General features: G+C 68.3%; 1 protein-coding gene. It reads left to right on the top strand.

The genetic code is table 11. The annotated features are described in order from the left end of the window. The coding region (locus tag EN859_RS37225; protein WP_189502590.1) for a phytanoyl-CoA dioxygenase family protein at positions 1-276 on the top strand (276 nt) is incomplete at its 5' end. Positions 277-290 lie beyond the last annotated feature (14 nt).

Raw genomic sequence — 290 nt, 5'->3', positions numbered from 1 at the left:
CTGCCGGTGCCCGATCCCGACAACGACCCGTCGATGAAGGTGCTCGAATGGGAGATGGAGCCGGGCGACGCCATCCTGTTCGATTTCCGCACCGCGCATGGCGCGCGCGGCAACCTGACCGCGGCGCGGCGCCGGGCGCTGTCGCTGCGCTGGGTCGGCGACGACGCGCATTATGTCGAGCGACCGGGCCGAACCTCGCCGCCCTATCCGGGTCACGACATGAAGCCCGGCCAGAAATTGCGCGAGGATTGGTTCCCCATCATCTTCCAGAGCTGACTGGTCGGACCCCC

It is taken from the genome of Mesorhizobium sp. M00.F.Ca.ET.216.01.1.1 (assembly GCF_004010325.2).
GTDB lineage: Bacteria > Pseudomonadota > Alphaproteobacteria > Rhizobiales > Rhizobiaceae > Mesorhizobium.
This window is presented reverse-complemented; position numbering and strand designations above follow the sequence as displayed.